Origin of the sequence: Granulicella sp. L46 (assembly GCF_009765785.1) — a bacterium.
Taxonomy (GTDB): Bacteria; Acidobacteriota; Terriglobia; order Terriglobales; family Acidobacteriaceae; genus Granulicella.
In genome coordinates this window covers 346,052-366,106 of sequence record NZ_LMUT01000012.1, presented here as the reverse complement: position 1 = coordinate 366,106, position 20,055 = coordinate 346,052, and the positions used below count along the sequence as shown (strand labels likewise).

The following is a 20,055-nucleotide window of genomic DNA, read 5'->3' as shown; positions in this document are numbered from 1 at the left end:
CCAGGGGCTAAAGCCCCGCGGTTGTGGCGGGCTTATTGTCCGGGCTGAAGCCCGGACCTATCTCAGAGGCAAAGGCAACGGCAAAAGAAGAAGCAGATCCCTGCGGGATGACAGCCAGAAAAGCAAGTGCAAAGGCAACGGCAAAAGCAAAGGCAACGGCAAAAAGCAAATGCAACGGCAAAAGCAAATGCAACGGCAAAAGCAAAGGCAACGGCAAAAGGCAAAGGCAACGGCAAAAGCAAATGCAACGGCAAAAGCAAATGCAACGGCAAAAGCAAATGCAACGGCAAAAGCAACGGCAAATGCAAATACAGGGGTCCGTTCGCTGCGCTCAGGATGACGGGATTATTGGTCGTGCGACCGAGTGCAGCTGGAACCGACCGAGTGCAGCTGGAACGGCGAGACAAGAAGCAGATTCCCAAAGGGAATGACAGAAAGAAAGGCAAGGACAGCTACGACCGCGCGAGTCAGAATAACAGCCACGGCGTCGGCGGTTGAAAGATTACTCTACCCCTCTACGGCGGCCTCGGGGGCGGATTCCGTGGAGGCTTCGGGTTCGGCGGCTGCGTCTGCGGTCGGGGCTGAGCCTTTTACGCGGACTACCGTGATCTTGTCGAAGCCTTCTTTGAAGACTGGGGGGCGGAGACGCTCGGCCATCTTGTGCATGACTTCGTCGGTGACCTGGCGGTCGCGCTTGGAGTTGCGCTCTAGGCAGACGGCTAGGGGGACGTCGAAGAAGACGGCCTGGACTTCGTAGCCGAAGGACTTCGCCATCTTGATCCACTGGCGGCGTTCGTGGGGGCTCAGATTCGTCGCGTCGACGTAGTTCCAGGGCATCTTGGCGATCAGGCGGGCGCGGAGGAGGCTGCGGAGGGTGCTGAAGACGAGGCCCTGATAGCGCTGCTCGGTGATGTCGTCGAAGAGGATGTTGCGCAGCATGTCGCTGGAGAGCGGGGTGACGCCGCGGCGCTTGTACCAGGTGGTCTTGCCGGAGCCGGGGAGGCCGATGGTGAGGACGACGTAGCCGCGCGGGGATTTGTTGGGGACGGCTTCGGGGCCGGCGGGCGGGGTGCCGAGGGATTCGGGCTGGGTTTCGTGGACTAGCTGCGGTTCCGGGTGGGGCTCGGCTGCCGGTGGCTGGGCCACGGGCTCGGCAGGTTTAGGGCAGGGCGGCGGCGGGGGTACTTTGGCCTCGGCGGGTGGCGTTTGGGCCGACGGGGGGAGGGGCTCTGGATACGAGGGCCGCAAGGGTGCGGGTTGGTTCGCAGGTATCTCCTGCCCAATCTTGCCCGTGGACTCCGACTCGTTCGGACCACGCTTAGAACGTCTTCTCATGAGTGTCCCGCGCAACCAATCGCGCATAGCTGGTTTGTAACACAAGGCTACTCTCTGCCACAAATATGGTGCAGAAGTGTTGAGTTTCGGAGGGAAGTTCTCTGGAAACCCAGGTCTCAAAATCGAGACATGGGGCACCCGGATTTGTGGCTGTGTTCGGTGTTCGGTGAAGGGTTTGCGGTGATCGGACTGCTTTGGTAGCCTCAGAGTAATCGAGAGAAATGAGGCATCATGGCAGTCAAGGTAGGGATTAACGGCTTTGGACGGATCGGGCGCAACGTATTTCGTACCGCATTGGGAAACCCTGACATTGAGTTTGTGGCGGTCAATGATTTGACGACGCCGGCGACGCTGGCTCACCTGCTGAAGTATGACTCGATTTTGGGGAATTTGAAGAACGAGATCTCGGCTACCGAGGACTCGATTGTGGTGGATGGCAAGAAAATCAAGGTGTTTGCGGAACGGGATCCGAGCAAACTGGATTGGGCGTCGGTGGGCGCGGAAATTGTGGTGGAGTCGACTGGCTTCTTTACGGACGCGACGAAGGCCAAGGCGCATCTTGGTTCGACAGTGAAGAAGGTGATTATTTCGGCGCCGGCTACGCATGAGGATTTGACTGTCGTGCTTGGCGTGAATGATGACAAGTATGACGCGTCGAAGCACAACGTGATTTCGAATGCTAGCTGCACTACGAACTGTTTGGCGCCGGTGGTGAAGGTGCTGAATGATACGTTCGGGATTGCGTCGGGGATTATGACGACGATCCATAGCTATACAAATGACCAGGTGATTCTGGATACGCCGCATAAGGATTTGCGGCGGGCGCGGGCGGCTGGGTTGAGCATGATTCCTAGCTCGACGGGAGCGGCTAAGGCGCTGAAGCTGGTGATTCCTGCGATGGATGGGAAGTTGGATGGATTTGCGATTCGCGTGCCGACTCCGAATGTGTCGGTGGTGGATTTGACGTTTGTTGCTGAGAAGCCGATTGATGTGAAGAGCATTAATGCGGCGATCAAGGCGGCTAGCGAAGGGCCGCTGAAGGGGATTCTTGGGTATACCGAGGAGGAGTTGGTGTCGACTGACTTCCGCGGGAATCCGCTGTCGAGCATTTTTGATAGCAAGCTGACCAAGGTGGTTGGAAATACTGGCAAGGTCATTAGCTGGTACGACAATGAGTGGGGATATTCGAGCCGGGTGAAGGACTTGATTTTGTTTTTGGTGGAGAAGGGGCTGTGAGGGGGTTGTCAGTTGTTCGTTGTCAGTTCTCAGTTAGAAGCAACGACTTCGTTCTTCGACTGAGAACTGACAACTGAGAACTGAGAACCTTTGCCCTTAGAGGACGGTGACGTATTTGAAGGGGCGGAGGCCGGCGGATTTCCAAAAGTAGGCCAGGATGATGATGCTGGCGACCGCTGCGTAGGCGCACCAGAGGCTGGTGAAGGCATAGCGCTTTACTGCCATCACCGTTAGCAGGATGATCAGGTTGGCGGCGCCGAAGAGGACCATGTCCTTGACCTTGGAGAAGAAGAGCGTGCCGCAGGTGGCGATGACGTAGAGGATGGCCAGGGTGGTGTTGTTGGTGGCGTCGTTGATGTAGACGATGCTGTTGGCTTTGACGTAGATGTGGGTTGGGTATGCGATCAAGGCCCAAAGCATGTAGAGCGTGGTTCCGGTTCCGATGATCAGGAAGGGCCACATGCGGTTGCGGTTCTTGGCGGTGGCTTCGAAGAGCATGACGCTTAAAGGGATGAGGAACGGGAGGAGTCCCTGGGCGTAGAGCATGAAGGCGGCGCCCATGTTGTGCATGGTGGTTTGGGAGACGTAGCCGTCGAGGCCTAGCCAGACGAAGCCTTCGATGAACTGGTGGATGGCGAAGAGGGTGGGGAGCGAGGCGAAGAGGAGCTCGCGACGATGACGGACCTTGGTTAAGGTGACGACGCCTACGGCGGTTAGGACGCCACTGCCGACAAAGTTCGCGGTTGCGGAGAAGCACATTGGGGGAAAGACCTCGGGGTTCTGGAGATCATAACGCAGGTGTGGTGGGGGCGTCGGCTACGGGGATAACATAGGGGCATGAGTGCAGAGATGAAGCGAACGAATATTGCGGGGACGTCGCCGTATGAGCCGGTGATTGGGTTTTCACGGGCGGTGCGGATTGGGAACGTGGTGCATGTGTCGGGTACGGGGCCGGTGGGGGCGGAGGAGCTTGGTGCGGCGGAACAGACTCGGGTGGTGCTGGGGTTGATCGAGAAGGCGTTGAGTCAAGCGGGGGCGGGGTTTGAGGACGTGGTGCGGACTCGGATGTTTATTGCGCGTGCGGAGGATTGGGAGGAGATTGGGCGGGCGCATGGCGAGGTGTTTGGAGAGATTCGGCCGGCGGCTACGATGGTGGTCGCGGCACTGCTAAATCCTAAGTGGCGGGTGGAGATTGAGGCGGAAGCCGTTGTGGCGGAATAGGGCTTCGTAAAACCCACATCTCAGAGGCGAGATATGGGGCACCCGGCTTGAGTGGGGCTAGGATTCGGGGATGGAGAATTTTCGGCTGAAGGTGTTTCGCACGGTGGCGCGGCGGCTGAACTTTCGCGTGGCCGCGGAGGAGTTGCTGCTGACGCAGCCGGCTGTGACTCAGCAGGTCAAAGCGCTGGAGGCGGAACTGGAGGTGGCGCTGTTCGATCGCGCGGGGGGACGGATTGCATTGACGGCTGCGGGCGTCGCGCTGCTGCCGTTCGCGGAAAAGTTGGCGGAGGTTTCGGCGGAGGCGGTGCAGGCGGTGGCTGCGACTACTAGTCGGAATGCGGGGGCGTTGACGATTGCGGCGTCGCAGACGATTGGGCAGTATTTGTTGCCGCGGCTGATTGCTTCGTTCCTGGCGGAGAATCCTCGGGTGGAGATTTCGGTGGTGAGCGGGAATACGCAGGGGGTATTGGAGGCGCTGATGGAGCATCGCGCGCAGGTGGGGCTGATTGAGGGGCCAGCGATGCGGCAGGATGTGCGGGTGGATCCGTTTATGGAAGACCACATGGTGTGCGTGGTGCCGGCGGGTCATGAATGGGCGGATGAGGAGGTCACGCTCGCGCAGCTGCAGGAGGCGACGCTGGTAACGCGGGAGCTGGGATCGGGTTCGCGGAAGATTGTGGAACAGGCGTTCGAGCGTGCGGGGTTGAAGGTGCGCGAGATGAATGTGCGGATGACGTTCGATTCTACTGAGGGATTGTTGAGTGCGGTGGAGGCGGGTTTGGGTGTGGCGTTCGTGTCACGGTGGGCGGTGCGTGCGCAGTTGGCGTTGGGGACGTTGCGGGTGGCTCGGGTGAAGGGGTTGGAGTTGGGGAGAGTGTTCGCGGTGGCGACGGTGGCGGGGCCGGAGCCGGTGGGGGTGGTGGGGGCGTTTCGGCGGTTTGTGCTGGAGCGTGCGGAGGGCTTGGCGCCTCGGGCTACTGGGCGCGCGCGGAAGAGCTAGATCGCAATCAGGTGGAAGTAAATGGCGGCCAGAGAGGCTGCGCCTACGATGATCCAAAGGACGATTCCCTGCACTAGCGGACGGACTCCTACCTGACGGAGAGTTTTCTTCGAGAGGCTGGTGCCGATGAGGAAGAGGGTTGCGGTGAGTCCGGCCTTGCCTAGGTGGTTGAGCGCGGCGAAGGTGTGGTGGAAGCTCGGGAGATAGGTGGCGAGAGCGGCAGCGGCGCAGAAAAAGAGGATGAACCAGGGGATGGTTACTTTGCTGCGGTGGTGTGTGGTGGGGTAGTTGCGTTGGGTTACGACACGGGCCATGTAGACGGCGGTGAAGAGGCTTACGGGGACGATCCAGAGGGCTCGGGCTAGCTTGACGGTGGTGCCAATGGCGAGGGCCTGGGTGCCGTAGGCTGCGGCTGCTCCTACGACGGAGCTGGTGTCGTGGATGGCGAGCGCGGCCCAGAGGCCGAACTGGTTTTGCGTTAGATGGAGCAGGTGGCCGATGGGGGGAAAGAGCAGGAGAGCGACAGAGTTGAGCAGGAAGACGGTGCCCATGGAGACGCTGATCTCTTCTTCGTTGGCGTTGGTGATGGGGGCGATGGCGGCGATCGCGCTGCCTCCGCAGATGGCGGTGCCGGCGGTGATGAGGAAGGAGGCCTTGCCTCCGATGTGGAGGAGTTTACCGAGTGCGAGGCCGAGGACCATGGCGGTGGTGATGCTGATGGCGGTGTAGGCGAAGCCGGAGCGGCCGGCGTGGGCGACTTGCTGGATGTTCATGCCGAAGCCGAGAGCGATGACGGAGGCCTGGAGGAGGAGTTTGGAGAGGCGGGCGGATTCGGCGCGGAGGGGGTGGTCGACTGTGAAGCCGAAGGCGATGCCACCGACGAGTGCGACGGGTGGGGAGACGATGCTACTGCCGGCGATGAGGAGGCCGAGAAGGAAGAGGGTGCGGCTGTCGAGGAGTTTGTGCGCTGCCGGATGAGTGGGCGAATGCGTCGTGGTGGGTTCGATTGCGTGGGTTGCGGTAGGCATGGTTGCTCCGAGATCTACTTTCGGGTAGCAGCGGTGCGGCGTCCAAGTAGAAGTTGTGATGGGCCATTAGGAATTTGTTGGGGCGGATGGATTTATGCGGGGTTCACGACAGGGGTGGGCGGGTGGTGCTAGAGTTTTGGCGTTCGTAAAACGGCGGCTGCGCTGAGGGATTCGGCGCGGCGGCTAACCAAGGAGCCACTCCCATGGCCACTGCTACTTCTCCTATCGTCGACTCCCGTTTGGGCGCCGCTGCCTCGGCTTTTGTAACCAGCAAGCACCAGATGTATATCGACGGGAAGTTTACGTCGGCTTCGGCGGGAAAGACTTTCCCTGTCTATAACCCGGCGACGGGTGAGGAGATTTGCCAGGTTCCTGAGGGCGATCATGTGGATGTGGATCGCGCGGTGCGGGCGGCGCGGCGGGCGTTTGATGGTGGTGCGTGGCCGGCGATGTCGCCGTCGAAACGCGGGCAATTGCTGTATCGGCTGGCGGATTTGCTGGAGCAGCATACGGACGAGTTTGCGGAATTGGAGTCGCTGGATAATGGCAAGCCAGTTTCGATTGCGCGGGTGGCGGATGTGCCGCTGGCGGTGGATTTGTTTCGGTATATGTCGGGATGGGCTACGAAGACGATGGGGTCTACGATTCCGCTGTCAGCTGGCAACGACTTTCTGAGCTACACGGTGCGGGAACCTATTGGAGTTGTCGCGCAGATTATTCCCTGGAACTTTCCCTTGCTCATGGCGGCCTGGAAATTGGGGCCGGCGCTGGCGGTTGGATGCACAGTCGTGCTGAAGCTTGCGGAGCAGACGCCGTTGACGGGGTTGCGGCTGGCGCAGTTGATTGAGGAGGCTGGCTTCCCTGCTGGCGTCGTGAATGTGCTGACCGGGTTTGGCGAGGCTTGCGGGGCTCCGCTGGCGGCGCATGATTTGGTGGACAAGGTTGCGTTCACCGGATCGACCGAAGTGGGCAAGTTGATTGCGAAGGCGGCTACCGGGAACTTGAAGAAGGTGACGCTGGAGCTGGGTGGGAAGAGTCCTGCGATTATTTTTCCCGACGCGGATATGGATGCGGCGATTGCGGGTGCGGCTTCGGCAATCTTCTTCAACCAGGGTCAGTGTTGCTGCGCGGGCTCGCGGCTGTTTGCGCATGAGAGCGTGTTCGACCAAGTGGTGAGCGGCGTTAGCGACATTGCGGGAAAGATCAAGATGGGCGAGGGGCTGGACCCTTCTACTGAGCTTGGGCCGCTAGTGAGCGATGAGCAGTTTGCGCGCGTGAATGGATTTTTGAAGAGCGGACGCGAGCAGGGTGCGAAGTTTGTTGCGGGAGGGAAGGAGCATGGTGGGCGCGGATATTTTGTGGCGCCTACCGTGATGTCGGGTGTGAAGCCAGGGATGAAGGTTGTGGACGAGGAGATCTTTGGACCGGTGGTGGTGGCGCAGAGCTTTGCTTCGGACGCTGATCTTGATCGGCTGGCGGCGCAGGCGAATGATTCGATCTATGGGCTGGCGGCTAGTGTTTGGACGCGTGATATATCAGCGGCACACAAGATGGCGCGGCGGATTAAGGCGGGAACGGTGTGGGTGAATTGTCACAATGTGTTCGACGCGGCGTTGCCGTTTGGCGGGTATAAACAGTCGGGATGGGGACGCGAGATGGGCGCGGAGGTGCTGAACAATTACACCGAGGTGAAGGCGGTGACCGTGAAGTTGTAAAATAATCAACGTTGCGAGACCCACGCGGAGGCAATCATGCGGACCGACAGGAACCCGGAGCATTGGAAACTTCTGGTTTTCTATTTCAATCCAGAGGAGTCACGTCTATTCGTGGCGAAGAGGACCGGACTTCCTGTCACGCTCAACTTCGCTAAGCCGATGGCGTGGGCAATTATAGCGGCGACCCTTGGAATGGTAACCATGGCGGCAATCGTTAACAACCTCCGCTAATTCAAACTGAGACACTACTGGTTTTCCACAGACAACCCTGTTCGATGCGCGACGTGTTCGCGGATTGGATGGGGCTGTTTGCTATTCAATTGCAGTTGGTTCGGTTATCCTTCTGGCAATGTCAAAGCTTTCGATTCGTGACCTCGACCTTACTGGCAAACGTGTCTTCATTCGCGTTGACTTCAACGTGCCGCTCTCGAAGGAGGGCACGATCACGGATGACACGCGGATCCGCGAGACGATACCGACGATTGAGTATGCGCTGCGGCGCAAGGCGAAGGTGATTCTGGCGGCGCACCTGGGTCGACCAAAGGGTAAGAAGGTTGACTCGATGAGCTTGAAGCCGGTGGTGGCGCGGCTGCGGATGTTGCTGGATGGCGTGTTGGATGCGGATGAGAATGTGGCGTTCGCTCCGGATTGTGTTGGGCCGGTGGCGGAGGAGATGGCCGATAATCTTGAGTCGGGGCAGACGCTGCTGCTGGAGAATTTGAGATTTCATGCAGGCGAAGAGTTGAACGATCCGGGGTTTGCGCAGCAGCTTGCGAAGTTGTGCGATGTGTACGTGAACGATGCGTTTGGTGCGGCGCATCGGGCGCATGCGTCGACCGAGGGGATCACGCATTATGTGGGGCAGTCGGCTGCGGGATTGTTGATGGAGAAGGAACTGAATTATTTGGGCAAGGCGGTGACGGAGCCGTTTCGGCCGTTTGTCGCGATCATTGGCGGGGCGAAGGTGTCGGACAAGATTGAGGTCATCAATGCGCTGTTGGATCGCGTGGATTCGCTGCTGATTGGTGGGGGGATGACGTACACGTTTCTGAATGCGATGGGGCAGACGACGGGCAAGTCGCTGGTGGAGACTGACAAGATCGATGTCGCGAAGGCTGCGTTGAAGAAGGCCGAGGCGCGAGGAGTGAAGTTTCTGCTGCCGGTGGATCATTGCCTCGCCGATAAGTTTGCGGCGGATGCGAAGACGCAGTTGTTCTCGGGCGATGGGCCCTTCCCTGCTGAGTGGATGGCGCTGGACATTGGGCCGGCTACGGTGAAGCTGTTCGCGGAAGAGATTGCGGAGGCGGCGACGATTGTTTGGAATGGGCCGATGGGGGTGGCGGAGTTTCCGGCGTTTGCCAAGGGGACGAACGCGATTGCGAAGGCATTGGCGAAGAATGAGGATGCGATCACGATTGTGGGTGGTGGTGACTCGGTGGCGGCGCTGCATAATTCTGGAGTCGCGGACAAGATCACGCACATCTCAACAGGTGGTGGTGCGAGCCTGGAGTTCCTTGAGGGGAAGACGTTACCGGGGGTTGCGGCGCTGACGGAGAAGTAGTGTGCGATAGGCGTTCAGGTAATTTGCCAGTCGTTGGTACGCGCACATATTTTCTTTTCACGTGTGCCAGGAGAGTGGATGCGGAAGCCGGTCATTGCAGGAAATTGGAAGATGTACAAGACGCCGAAGGAGTCGCTGGCGTTTCTGGATGCGTTTCTTCCGCTGGTGGAGGGGCATGGGCGGGACGAGATTCTGCTGTTCCCTACGATGAGCTCGCTGGCGTATGTGATTGAGGCTTCGCTGGGCACGAATGTGTGTGCCGGGGCGCAGAACATGCATTGGCTGAACGAAGGGCCATATACGGGGCAGACGTCGCCTACGATGCTGGTGTCGATCGGCGCGCGGCACGTGCTGCTGGGGCACTCGGAACAACGGCTGTATTTTAGCGAGACGTATGAGCGCGTGAATTTGAAGTTGAAGGCGGCGATCAATCATGGGATCACGCCAATTGTTTGCTTTGGCGAGATGCTGGCCGAGCGTGAGGATTTGCAGACAGCAGATGTTCTGCGGACACAGGTGCGGACGGCGCTGAGGAACATTTCGGCGAGCGAGGCGCGGCGGCTGGTGGTGGCGTATGAGCCGATCTGGGCGATCGGGACTGGGTCGACCGCGCACCCGGATGTTGCCGAGCAGGCGCATGGGATTATTCGGCAGGAGCTGGCGCATTGCTGCGGCTTGGAGACAGCGGAGAAGACGCGGATTTTGTATGGGGGGTCGGTGAAGCCGGAGAATATTTCGTCGTTGATGGCGCAGCCGGATATTGATGGGGCGCTGGTGGGTGGAGCGAGTTTGGTGCCGACTACGTTCGCGAATATTGTGAAGTACGAGTAGACGAATTGCGCGGGTAGAACGGGCGCGCTTCGCGCGAGAAGCAGGTTCCTCGCTGCGCTCGGAATGACAGCCAGAAAAGCAAAGGCAACGACGGGAGCAGCATTGGTCGAAGGGTTGGGCGGTTTCGGTGGAAAGATCGCCCTCGGGGTGCTTCGGCTGCGCGCTTTGCGCTCCGCTCAGGATGACAATGTAATTGGGGAACGAGGGCTTCAGCGAGGCGAGTCTGGCGCTAGTGGACTACGCCGGTTTGGTCCATAGGCCAGTAGACGAAGGCGGCTTTGCCGTAGATGAGGGCGCGGGGGACGGGGCCGAAGTCGCGGCTGTCGCTGGAGATGTTGCGGTGGTCGCCCATGACCCAGAAGTCGTTGGCGGGAACGATGCGCTCGGGCTCGGAGCGTTCGTCGCGGAAGCGGTTAGGGACGTAGGGTTCGCGGATGGGGCGATCGTTGACGTAGACGTCGCCATGGTCGATGCGCACGCTGTCGCCGGGGAGGGCGATGACGCGCTTGATGTAACTCTTGGTGTGGTCGCCGGGATAGAGGAAGACGACGACGTCGCCGCGGTGGATGGACTCGAAACGATAGGCGAACTTGTTGATGAAGAGGCGATCCTGATCCTGCAGGCGGGGGAGCATGCTGGTGCCTTCGACGCGCACGGGCTGGTAGAGGAAGAGGATGATGAAGAGCGAAACGGCGACGGAGAAGAGAATGTCGCGCGACCAGGAGCGCCAGCCGGTGGGCTCGGCGGGGGGGAGCTGGGGGACAAGGGTTTCGCCGGAGCGGAACTGAGGCGCGGGTGGGAGTGGTGGAACCGGACTCGGTTCGGTGGGCAGATCGGGAGCGAGGGGGGGCGCTGGGGACTGCTCGGCTTCTTGTTCGGCGAGCGGTGGTTGTAGATCGGGCAAGTTCTGGAAGCCTCGGTGGCGATGGCGGTGCTGAGCCGGTAAAAAGCGGCTCCTTTGAGATTAGACGATACACGTGAGCTTGTGTACGCAGGCTTGAATGCGGGTTTTGAGTGATTCATCCCACCCATCCGCAAACAGCGCGTACGGATGGGGCACCCCCAGGGTGATTGAGCTAGGGCGTGGGCGGTGAGGGGATGGTGGTGGAATCGGGAAGGCCGAGGCCGGGGATGAGGTTTTTGCCGTCTAGGCCCGTGGGGCTCCAGGTGTTGACGATGAGCTTGCCGAGCTTGGCGATGGAGACTTCGGCTTCGTTGTCGACGGTCCATCCGTGGTCGCGATTGTCGTAGGTGAAGATGGAGAGGACCATGGGGCCGGATTTGCCCATGACGATGGCGACGTCGGCGCGGACGGCGTCGAGCGAGCCGGTTTTGCTGGCGATGGCGGTACCGGTCTCGGAGGTGTCAACGGCTTCGAGGTAGCGCGGGATGGTCTCGCGGTAGAACTGGTTTTTGAGCATATTGAGGGCTACGGAGCAGACGGCGCGGTCGGCGGCGTCGGTGGGAAGGAAATGGGCGGCGCCGGGGGTGGTGGCAGTTCCCTGCTGGTGGAGATGGCAGAGGCCGATGGCTTCCATGAGGTAGGCCATCTCGTGCGGGGTGGTCTTGCCGAGGCCGAATTTGGGCTGGTCGGCGGGCATGGGGCCGGTGGCGGGGAGCATGACCTTCTTGTAGAGATGGGTGTTTTCTAGGCCAAGGGCCTGGAGGCGAGCGTTGACGGGGTCTATGCCGAAGCGGTCGATGGCGAGGTTTGTGGCGGTGTTGTCGCTCACGATGACCATCATGGTGAGGACGTCTTTGAGGGTGAGCGTGACGGGGGTGTCGAGGAAGGTGAGGAGCCCGGAGCCGGCAACGGCTTGGTGGGGGTGGAGGGTGATGGGCTCGTCCCAGCGGGCTTTGCCTGCGCGGACTTCGACCATGGCGTGATAGAGGATGCCGAGCTTGATGACGGAGGCGGTCTGGACGGGAAGGTTGGCGTCGATGCCGACGACGTTTTGGGTGTTGAGTTGGATGGCGTAGAGGGCGGTGTGGCCGAGGCCAGTGGTTACGCGGGCGGAGGTGAGTTGCTGGAGTTGCTGCTGGAGGGTCGGGGCGGGCGGCTGGACTGGGGTTTGGGCGGCGATGGCGGTGCTGAGCAGGGCGGCAGCCGGCAAAAGGGCACGGCGGAGGGAGGGGATGGGAAGAGTGCGCATCGTTGGTTAAGGGGTCCTCGGGATGATGATACGCGGGGATTTAGGTGGGTACGTCGGCCATACGACATACCACAGGAGCCTGAAGAGGTACTGTGATGCACGACGCATCACAGGCTAATGCAGTAGACTGAGTGTGGTGACCTATTTGCCATGTCAACACTGACTATGCCCTCATCTCCGATTGAGCAGCCGTTTGCACGGGCTGTTTCCGATCTCGAAAATCTCCCAACTGAACGACCCAACGAGGCATCGGAGGGTCTCGACACCAAATCCGCTATTGAAATTGCGCGGATTATTAATCACGAAGACGCGAAGATTGCGGCCGCCGTTAAGAAGGCGCTGCCCGAGATCGCGATGGTGATTGATACGGTGGCGCGCTCGCTCCGGGATGGCGGACGGTTGATTTATGTGGGTGCGGGTTCGTCGGGGCGGATTTCGGCGTTGGATGCTTCGGAGTGTCCGCCGACGTTCTCCACCGCACCGCAGCAGGTTCAGTACATTATGGCGGGCGGACCGAAGGCGCTGGCGAGCGCTAGTGACGTGAATGAGGATTCGCCGGAGTTGGGGCAGAGGGATATTGCCCGGCGGCGTCCGACGCGCAAGGACATTGTGATTGGAGTTTCGGCTTCCGGACGGACGCCGTACGTGGTGGGTGCGACCGAATATGCGCGGGCTTGCGGCGCGAAGACGGCGGCGATTACGTGCAACGTGAACTCTGACCTATCGCAGGTGGTGGACATTACGATCCTGGCGGAGGTTGGGCCGGAGATCTTGTCGGGGTCGACGCGCATGAAGGCGTCGACTGCGCAGAAGATGATTTTGAACATGATTACCACGGGAGCAATGACGCGGCTGGGCTACGTTTACGACAACCTGATGGTGAACGTGCACATGAAGAACGCGAAGCTGGTGGAGCGCGGGATTCGGGTGCTGATGAAGGTGTGCGGGATTGATCGCGAGACGGCGATTCGGACGATCAAGTCGGCGGGCAAGTCGATACCGATTGCGGTGGTGATGCTGAAGGCTAATGTGGATAAGATGGAGGCCGTGCGGCGCCTGCAGAAGTCGGATGGGAATGTGCGGCTGGCTATTGAGGACTCGCGGCTGGAGCTGTAGGGCGACGGCAAGGACAGCCGAGTAGAAGCAGAGAGTCCCAGGGGCTAAAGCCAGGGTGTAGGTGGGGGCTTAATGCCGGGACTGAAGTCCCGGCCTATCTCAGAGGCAACAGCAAAAACAACGACAAGTGCGAATGCAGTGGTCTCTCCACTCGCCGCGCAAGTGCGCGCAGCTGCGGTCGAGATGGCGGGCTTGATGGGCGGGCGAAAGTGCGCGGCTGAGGTCGAGATGACGGTTGTGTAGGGTACGGAAGAGAGCGGTCGTTTGCTACCGCAAATTGCCCGCCTTAGGCGCATGAGGCCGCGCCGAAGATGGGGCACCCGACCTTAGGTGGTGCTTGCGGGGATACTCCCGTAGCTGTTGGGATCGCTGGTTGGGATTTCCTCGCTGTGTCGCATCTACACTGGAGGGATGGATAAGTTTGTTATTCGCGGGGGCAATCCCCTGCTTGGGACGATCAAGATTTCGGGGGCGAAGAACTCTGCGCTGCCTTGTATGGCTGCTGCGATTCTGACTGAGGATGAGGTGATCCTCGAGAATATTCCGCAGGTGCGGGATATTGAGACGGAGCGGAAGTTGCTCGAGTCGATGGGCGCTGAGGTGGAGCTGGGGTATGGGCGGGCGCAGCATCGGACGTCGATTAAGTGCGCGGTGTTGAGCGATCCGGTGGCGAAGTACGAGATTGTGAAGACCATGCGGGCGAGCTCGCTGGTGTTGGGGCCGCTGATTGCGCGGACAGGGATGGCGCGCGTGGCGATGCCGGGTGGATGCGCTATTGGGGGTCGGCCGATCGATCTGCATATCAAGGGCCTGGAGGCGATGGGTGCGACGATCACGCAGGAGCATGGCTACCTGGAGGCGCGGGTGGAGCGGTTGAAGGGCGCGCATATTGTCTTCGACAAGATCACAGTGACGGGGACTGAAGATCTGTTGATGGCGGCGGCGATGGCGGAGGGCGAGTCGCTGTTCGAGAACTGCGCGCGCGAGCCGGAGGTGATGGACCTTGCGGCGCTGCTAAATGCGATGGGCGCGAAGATCGAGGGTGCGGGGACTTCTACGATCAAGATTAAGGGCGTTGCGAAATTGCATGGTGCGCGGCATCGGATTAATCCGGATCGCATTGAGGCGGGAACGTACTTGATGGCGGGAGCAATTACGGGCGGGGATTTGAATATTGATTGCTGCAATCCGGAGCACCTGGGCGCGCTGCTTTCAAAGCTCGAAGAGTGCGGTGTGAAACTTGAGATCGGCAAGGAGAATGTGCGGGTTCATTCGGGCAGCGCGTTGAAAGCTGCCGATATTACGACTGAAGAGTATCCGGGCTTCCCTACCGATATGCAGGCGCAGTATATGGCGCTGATGACGCAGGCGGAGGGCACGTCGATTGTGACGGAAAATATTTTTGAGAACCGCTTTATGCATGTAGGCGAGCTGAACCGGATGGGCGCGAATATTTCGGTCCAGGGGCGGTCGGCTACCGTGCGCGGCGGGACGAAGCTGCAGTCGGCTGCGGTGATGTGTTCGGATCTGCGGGCGAGTGCCGCGCTGGTGCTGGCGGCGCTGGTGGCCGATGGCGAGAGCATTCTTGACCGGGTGTATCACATGGATCGCGGGTATGAGCGGCTGGAAGAAAAGCTGCGAGGTGTGGGCGCGCAAATTCGCCGGATGGGCGAGGTGTTTGGGAAGCGGTGATTCAACGGAAACAAACGACAATGGCTGCACATCAGATTCGGTGTGCAGCCATTGTTTTCTCTGAGGTTGGGAATCTTTAGACGGCTACGGCGGTCTCGCGGGCTACGTTTATCTGCAGGAGCTCGTCGAAGAGGGCGCGGTACTGGAGCATGGCGGTGCGCATCTCTTCGGTGTTGGCTTCGTTGCCGGCGAGGCGCTGGGCGATGGCGTGGGCCGAGCGATAGTTTTCGACTACGCGCGGGTGGTTGACGGAGATGTCGGCGGCACGCTGCTCGAAGTCGGCGACGGGATAGCCGCGAGCGTTCATGAGGGAGGCGACGAGGTCGTCGGCCTCGATGACGGCGCCGCGGGGATGGTCGACGAAGCGCGACTGCACAACCTGCCACTCGTTGAGGAAGCGTTCGCGTTCGGCGGGGGCGAGGTCGCGAATCTGGAGATGGTTTACGCGCTCTTCGCGTGCGGCAAGAGCGGCCTGTGCGTCGCGTTCAGAGCCGCGCTCGAGGACGGTGCGGTCGTATTCGGAGCCGAAGCGGGTGCGGAGATGTTCGGCCTTCTTTTTGCGCTGGTAGATGACGATGGCTACGACCACGGCGATGATTACAACAAGTACTACGATGCCAATAATGAGTCTGGGATCATTCGGATTGAGCTGCATAGGTTCAGTCTCCTGCGAGGAGATGATGGGAGCGGAATCTCCTGCAACAAGTGAGATGCGATTGGGTGAATGCGAGCTTAATCTGTGGAGCACGAAAGGATGCAGTAGGAATTGGTTGCCTGCGCGGAGGGGAGATTCGAGCGGAGAGGCTTGAGAAGCAGGGTGGTCTGGTGGAGGCGCCTGGACCGTCACCGATGATCCTGTCAACGAAAGCGTAAAGGCAGGGGCCGTAGAGGCGGGTGATGGATGAGGGTGCGGCGCGTGCGCGGAGCTACCGCCTATAATGGGGGCGATGCGGTTTCCGACGAAGTTCCTCGCCCTTGTCCTCGCTCTTGTGGCGATCTTCGCCTGTAGCCCGGCTGCCTTTGCGCAGGCGCCGGAGGACGCTGGTGGGCGCGTGGTGCTGGTGCTTCCCTTCGATAATCATTCGGGGAACGCTTCGCTTAATTGGATTGGGGATTCGTTTCCAGACACGCTGAACAAGCGGCTGACGTCGGCAGGATTTTTGACGATCTCGCATGACGACCGGCAGTTTGCGTATGACCATTTGGGACTGCCGGCGGACTTTCGGCCGACGCGGGCGACGACGATCCGCATTGCGAATCAACTGGATGCGAACTACGTGATCCTGGGTAGCTATACGTTGGTGCCAGCGGCGGGGGGCGGGGCTGCCGGGGCCGCTGGAACGGCGAAGAGCCGAATCATGATCCAAGCGAAGGTGCTGTCGATTGATGCGCTGAAGTTGTCGGGGACGATTGAGGACTCGGCTGAGTTGATACGGTTGTTTGATGCGGAGAACGCGATTGCGTGGAAGGTGGCGAGCGCGATGGATCCGAAGCTGGCAGTGTCGGAGCAGACGTTTTTGGCGGCGCCGGGCGCGGTGCCGCTGCCTGCTTTTGAAGACTATATTCGCGGGATCAATGCGACCTCGGGTGACGAGCGGCTGAAGCGGCTAAAGAATGCGGTATCGCAGGTGCCGAACTATCCGGCGGCGCTGCTGGAGCTTGGCAAAGAGCAGTATGCGCAGAGGGATTTCGATGGAGCGGCGGCGACGCTCGCAAAGGTTCCGAAGACTGATCCGCTGGCGCTGGAGGCGAATTTTTATTTAGGGCTGGCTGAGTTTAATTCGGCGAACTATGCGGGCGCGCAGGCGGCGTTTTCCTTTGTGGCCAGCCGGCTGCCGCTGCCCGAGGTGGTGAATGACGAGGCGGTCGCGGTGAGCCGGCAGGGCAAGGACAGCGTGGAGTTGTTCCGGAAGGCTAGCGATGCTGATCCTTCGGATGAGGATTACCACTACAACCTGGCGCTTGCGATGTTCCGGCGCGGAGACACGGCGGGAGCGACGCGGGAGGCGGAGGCGGCGCTGAAGTTGAAGCCCACGGATAATGCCGCGGTTGAGCTGCTTGCGGAGTTGAAGAAGGTTCCTGCGGGGACGAAGTTGAAGGCGGACGCCGAGGGAGGGTTCAGCCCGCTGGAGCGGATTCGGCGGAACTATTCGGAGACGGGATTCCGGCAGGCGGCGTTCCAGCTGGACCAGGTGCGCGCGATCCGGATGGCGATGCTGCCGCCGGAGCAACGGGCGGCAGAGTATACGCAGCTGGGACGAGAGTATCTGTCGCAGGGGTTGTTGCCGGAGGCGGAGACGCAGTTCCAGGACGCGCTGCAAGCGAGTCTGAACTCGGCCGATGCGCATGCGGGGATGGCCCAGCTGCGGGAGGCGAGCGGGAATCCGGCGGGGGCGCGGGATGAGGCGAAGACTTCGATGATCATGAAGCCGAATGTGGCCGCGCTGCTGGTGCTGGCACGGCTGGATTTGGCGGATAAGCAACTGGCGGCGAGCGCGCAGGATCTCTCGCAAGCGCTGCGGATTGATCCGAAGAACGCGGACGCCATTGCGCTGAAGCTGGTGGTGCAGCAGCGCGGGCAAACGGTGCCGTAGGATGGCGGCACTGCTGTCTCCGCTAGCACATCTTTCGCCGAATATTGCGCTGCTGGTGCTGACGCTGGGAGTGCTGCTGATTTATATCGAGCTGAACCGGCCGGGGTGGGTGGTGCCGGGAGCGTTGGGGCTTACGGCTACGCTGTTTGGGGTGGCATCGCTGGGCCGGGCGGGGGTAAATCCTGGGGCGGTAGTGCTGGTAGGAACGGCGGTGGCGCTGCTGGGAGTCGGTTTGCGGCGGCGGACGCTAGTTGTGGTGGATGTGGGGGCCACGCTGGCGCTTGTGCTGGGGTTCCTGTACCTGGTGCGCGACGCTGGAATACGCCCGGGGGTAGCAGCGGGATGCGGGATATTTCTTGGGGGGTCTACTTCAATTCTTACGCGGATTGCACGACGCGCCCGCGCCAACAAAGGGTTAGACTAGATGAGAGCGCATTTTCGCGCCCGGAGCCTTCACGACTTGATCCGCAAAGCCTTTCCCATTCTTGCCGCATTCCTTTTTGCCAGCCTCGTTGCCGGGGCACATGCTCAGACCGAAGCACCACCTCCGACAGCGTTCCAGAAGCAGCTGGACAAGGTGGATCTCTCGATTGCGGGTGTTGGTATCTTCAACAACACGGTGTCGGGCACGGTTATACCCGTCGCACCGAACCAAGGCCTAGCGATGTCGCAGTTCGGGTCGAACACGCTAGGGGCGCTGGTGTCGATTCATTATCCAGCGAAGCCTTATTTTGGACTTGAGTTCAACTACAGCTACGCGCGTTATACCGAAAATTACACAGGCCCAGCGATAGAGAATTTCCTGCCGAACGGCATCACAAACTTCCAGGTCCAGACGAAGGTGAACGAATACACGTTTGGTTACCTGATTACGCCGCCGTACACGATCTTTGGGCTGCAGCCGTTTGCCTCGGTCGGCGCCGGTCCTATGGCGTTCAAGCCAACGCCGGGCGGCGGACAGGAACTGCCGGAAAAGGCGCGTATGACGTATTACTACTCGCTGGGATTTGGGAAGGACCTGAGCCCACACTTCGGTCTGCGCGCCGGCTTCCGCGAGTTGTTCTTCCTGGATCCGGACTTTGGTCAGAATTATCTGACGATCCTGAAGCATGCTACGACGTATGAGCCGATGGCCGGGTTTTATATTCGGTTCTAGCTGTTCCCTAGCTGGGTACTAGCTGTTCCCTGCCTGGTTAGTTATATTGAGCGTGCCGCTATGAGCCGACCCGTGTATGAAGACGAAGAAGACCTGAAGCGCGAGCGTGAGCTGACGCTTAGTACCGGGGTGATCCTTGGAATATTTCTCGCACTGGTGGTGCTGTGTGGGGCGTTCTTCGGCTTTGGGTACAAGATGGGTAGCCGCAATCCGGCGCCGCCGATATCTGGGGCTAACACGGATGGTGCGCAGCCTTCGACCGGCCTGTTCAACGGGTTCAAGCCCGCCGCGGGATCACCCATGGGTTCGAGTGCGGGGAGCGGTTCCGGGTCGACGGTGAAGACGTCCGGATCGGGAGAGGCTCCGCGCGGAGCGTCTGCAGCGGCGAGTGCGCCGCCAGTGGCTGCACCTGCTGCGCATGCGGCAACGCCGGTGGTGACGACGCCCGAGCAGCCTACAGCGACAGGAAGCTTTATGGTGCAGGTGGCGGCGGTTTCGCATGAGGAAGATGCGCAACTGCTGGTGAGTGCGCTAAGGGCGAAGGGCTATCCGGTCAGCGCGCATGCGGATCCGGAAGACAAGTTCTTTCACATCCAGGTGGGACCGTTTACGAATATGAAGGACGCTGCGGCCGCCAAGCAACGGCTGCTGGCAGATGGATATCAGCCCATCATCAAATAGAAGGAAATAGGAAGTAGCGAGCAGGGGTCGAGGGTTAGCCTTGGCCTAAAGCTGTCTGCATCTCGAGGCGGACTGCGTCCATTAGATCTTCGCGGGTGGCGAAGTCCTGAGGGCGGATGGCGGGGAGAAAGCGAACGGTGGCTGTTCCGGGAAAGACTTTTAGGCTTCCCTTGCGCATCATCTGCGCGGTGCCTTGGATAACGATGGGGACCATGGGGGCGTTGGCGTCGGCTGCAAGGAAGAAAGCTCCCTTTTTGAAGGGCAGGAGGTTGCCGTCGGGGGAGCGCGTGCCTTCGGGAAAGATGAAGATGTGCATTCCGGACCGGAGAGCATCCGCAGCGATGGCTACGCTCTGCTCGGCTTCCTGGCGCGAGTGGCCACGCGATACGGGGACGTACTTGGCCATGCGCATGGCGATGCCGACGAAGGGGATTTTCATCAGCGACTTCTTGAGAAAGACGCTGCACATGCCGGGAATGGCAGGCAGGAGGATGGGCGGATCGAGGTTGGAGACGTGGTTGCTGAGGAAGATGCAGGACTCGCCAGTGGGGATGTTCTCTGCGCCCTGGATGACTACGCGGATGCCACCGGCGCGGATGCCGGCGCGCATGGCGAACATGGCCCAGCCGTACATGGTGCGGATGTTGCCTTTGAGAAGCGAGTAAGGGATGCCTACGAGAGCGGCGGGCAGGCCGAAGAGGATGAAGACGAAGAGCATGCGTAATGCTGAAAACAT

General features: G+C 60.4%; 21 protein-coding genes. 14 read left to right on the top strand and 7 right to left on the bottom strand.

Going from position 1 to position 20,055, the window contains the following annotated elements; genetic code table 11:
- The first annotated feature begins 126 nt into the window (after positions 1–126).
- Positions 127–498, top strand: coding sequence for a hypothetical protein (locus tag GSQ80_RS10820; RefSeq protein ID WP_158787657.1), 372 nt, complete (start codon positions 127–129; stop codon positions 496–498).
- Between the two features lie 9 nt (positions 499–507).
- Here the strand turns inward: GSQ80_RS10820 and GSQ80_RS10815 are convergent, their stop codons facing one another.
- Entirely contained in the window at positions 508–1,335 is an 828-nt protein-coding gene (locus GSQ80_RS10815) for an ATP-binding protein (protein ID WP_158787656.1), read from the bottom strand.
- A 231-nt stretch (positions 1,336–1,566) separates the two neighbouring features.
- Between GSQ80_RS10815 and gap the strand changes: the two genes are divergently transcribed.
- Entirely contained in the window at positions 1,567–2,571 is a 1,005-nt protein-coding gene (gene gap / locus GSQ80_RS10810; RefSeq protein ID WP_158787655.1) for a type I glyceraldehyde-3-phosphate dehydrogenase, read from the top strand.
- Between the two features lie 96 nt (positions 2,572–2,667).
- Here gap and GSQ80_RS10805 read toward each other — a convergent pair whose 3' ends face one another.
- Positions 2,668–3,330, bottom strand: coding sequence for a DUF6629 family protein (locus GSQ80_RS10805; RefSeq protein WP_158787654.1), 663 nt, complete (start codon positions 3,328–3,330; stop codon positions 2,668–2,670).
- 90 nt (positions 3,331–3,420) lie between these two features.
- On the opposite strand from GSQ80_RS10805, the gene GSQ80_RS10800 reads away from it, so the two are divergent.
- Positions 3,421–3,792, top strand: a complete 372-nt coding sequence (locus GSQ80_RS10800) for a RidA family protein (protein WP_216850272.1) — start codon at positions 3,421–3,423, stop codon at positions 3,790–3,792.
- A gap of 70 nt (positions 3,793–3,862) precedes the next feature.
- The gene (locus tag GSQ80_RS10795; protein ID WP_158787652.1) at positions 3,863–4,792 is read left to right on the top strand and encodes a LysR substrate-binding domain-containing protein; all 930 of its coding nucleotides are present in this window, start codon (positions 3,863–3,865) and stop codon (positions 4,790–4,792) included.
- Here the strand turns inward: GSQ80_RS10795 and GSQ80_RS10790 are convergent.
- Positions 4,789–5,820, bottom strand: a complete 1,032-nt coding sequence (locus GSQ80_RS10790) for a YeiH family protein (protein WP_158787651.1) — start codon at positions 5,818–5,820, stop codon at positions 4,789–4,791. The two genes, GSQ80_RS10795 and GSQ80_RS10790, sit on opposite strands and share 4 nt — an antisense overlap.
- A gap of 203 nt (positions 5,821–6,023) precedes the next feature.
- On the opposite strand from GSQ80_RS10790, the gene GSQ80_RS10785 reads away from it, so the two are divergent.
- The 4 genes from GSQ80_RS10785 (at position 6,024) to tpiA (ending at position 9,927) form a co-directional block, all read left to right on the top strand.
- Positions 6,024–7,535 (top strand): aldehyde dehydrogenase family protein, encoded by a 1,512-nt coding sequence (locus GSQ80_RS10785; RefSeq protein ID WP_158787650.1) that lies wholly within the window; start codon positions 6,024–6,026, stop codon positions 7,533–7,535.
- A 36-nt stretch (positions 7,536–7,571) separates the two neighbouring features.
- Positions 7,572–7,766: a hypothetical protein gene (locus GSQ80_RS10780; protein WP_158787649.1), complete on the top strand. Its 195-nt coding sequence runs from the start codon at positions 7,572–7,574 to the stop codon at positions 7,764–7,766.
- Between the two features lie 118 nt (positions 7,767–7,884).
- Positions 7,885–9,096, top strand: coding sequence for a phosphoglycerate kinase (gene pgk / locus GSQ80_RS10775; protein WP_158787648.1), 1,212 nt, complete (start codon positions 7,885–7,887; stop codon positions 9,094–9,096).
- Positions 9,097–9,174: 78 nt separating this feature from the next.
- Positions 9,175–9,927 carry a triose-phosphate isomerase gene (tpiA, locus tag GSQ80_RS10770; protein WP_158787647.1) on the top strand — a complete coding sequence of 251 codons (753 nt, stop codon included), beginning with the start codon at positions 9,175–9,177 and terminating at the stop codon, positions 9,925–9,927.
- Between the two features lie 229 nt (positions 9,928–10,156).
- Here the strand turns inward: tpiA and lepB are convergent, their stop codons facing one another.
- Complete coding sequence (gene lepB, locus GSQ80_RS10765; protein ID WP_256369890.1) at positions 10,157–10,831, bottom strand: signal peptidase I; 675 nt, start codon at positions 10,829–10,831, stop codon at positions 10,157–10,159.
- 172 nt (positions 10,832–11,003) lie between these two features.
- Positions 11,004–12,080, bottom strand: a complete 1,077-nt coding sequence (locus tag GSQ80_RS10760) for a serine hydrolase (protein WP_158787646.1) — start codon at positions 12,078–12,080, stop codon at positions 11,004–11,006.
- A gap of 150 nt (positions 12,081–12,230) precedes the next feature.
- Between GSQ80_RS10760 and murQ the strand changes: the two genes are divergently transcribed.
- On the top strand, positions 12,231–13,196 hold the full coding sequence (gene murQ / locus GSQ80_RS10755) for an N-acetylmuramic acid 6-phosphate etherase (protein WP_254059580.1): 966 nt from the start codon (positions 12,231–12,233) through the stop codon (positions 13,194–13,196).
- Between the two features lie 411 nt (positions 13,197–13,607).
- Positions 13,608–14,888 carry a UDP-N-acetylglucosamine 1-carboxyvinyltransferase gene (gene murA / locus GSQ80_RS10750; protein WP_158787645.1) on the top strand — a complete coding sequence of 427 codons (1,281 nt, stop codon included), beginning with the start codon at positions 13,608–13,610 and terminating at the stop codon, positions 14,886–14,888.
- Positions 14,889–14,964: 76 nt separating this feature from the next.
- Here the strand turns inward: murA and GSQ80_RS10745 are convergent, their stop codons facing one another.
- Positions 14,965–15,543 (bottom strand): hypothetical protein, encoded by a 579-nt coding sequence (locus tag GSQ80_RS10745; protein ID WP_158787644.1) that lies wholly within the window; start codon positions 15,541–15,543, stop codon positions 14,965–14,967.
- Positions 15,544–15,835: 292 nt separating this feature from the next.
- On the opposite strand from GSQ80_RS10745, the gene GSQ80_RS10740 reads away from it, so the two are divergent.
- The 4 genes from GSQ80_RS10740 to GSQ80_RS10725 are packed head-to-tail and all read left to right on the top strand — an operon-like array spanning position 15,836 to position 19,319.
- Positions 15,836–17,482: a tetratricopeptide repeat protein gene (locus tag GSQ80_RS10740; RefSeq protein WP_158787643.1), complete on the top strand. Its 1,647-nt coding sequence runs from the start codon at positions 15,836–15,838 to the stop codon at positions 17,480–17,482.
- A 1-nt stretch (position 17,483) separates the two neighbouring features.
- Positions 17,484–17,906: a hypothetical protein gene (locus GSQ80_RS10735; RefSeq protein WP_158787642.1), complete on the top strand. Its 423-nt coding sequence runs from the start codon at positions 17,484–17,486 to the stop codon at positions 17,904–17,906.
- A gap of 36 nt (positions 17,907–17,942) precedes the next feature.
- Positions 17,943–18,638, top strand: coding sequence for an outer membrane beta-barrel protein (locus GSQ80_RS10730; RefSeq protein WP_158787641.1), 696 nt, complete (start codon positions 17,943–17,945; stop codon positions 18,636–18,638).
- 60 nt (positions 18,639–18,698) lie between these two features.
- Positions 18,699–19,319, top strand: a complete 621-nt coding sequence (locus tag GSQ80_RS10725; RefSeq protein WP_158787640.1) for an SPOR domain-containing protein — start codon at positions 18,699–18,701, stop codon at positions 19,317–19,319.
- 34 nt (positions 19,320–19,353) lie between these two features.
- Here GSQ80_RS10725 and GSQ80_RS10720 read toward each other — a convergent pair whose 3' ends face one another.
- The gene (locus GSQ80_RS10720; RefSeq protein WP_254059579.1) at positions 19,354–20,055 is read right to left on the bottom strand and encodes a 1-acyl-sn-glycerol-3-phosphate acyltransferase; all 702 of its coding nucleotides are present in this window, start codon (positions 20,053–20,055) and stop codon (positions 19,354–19,356) included.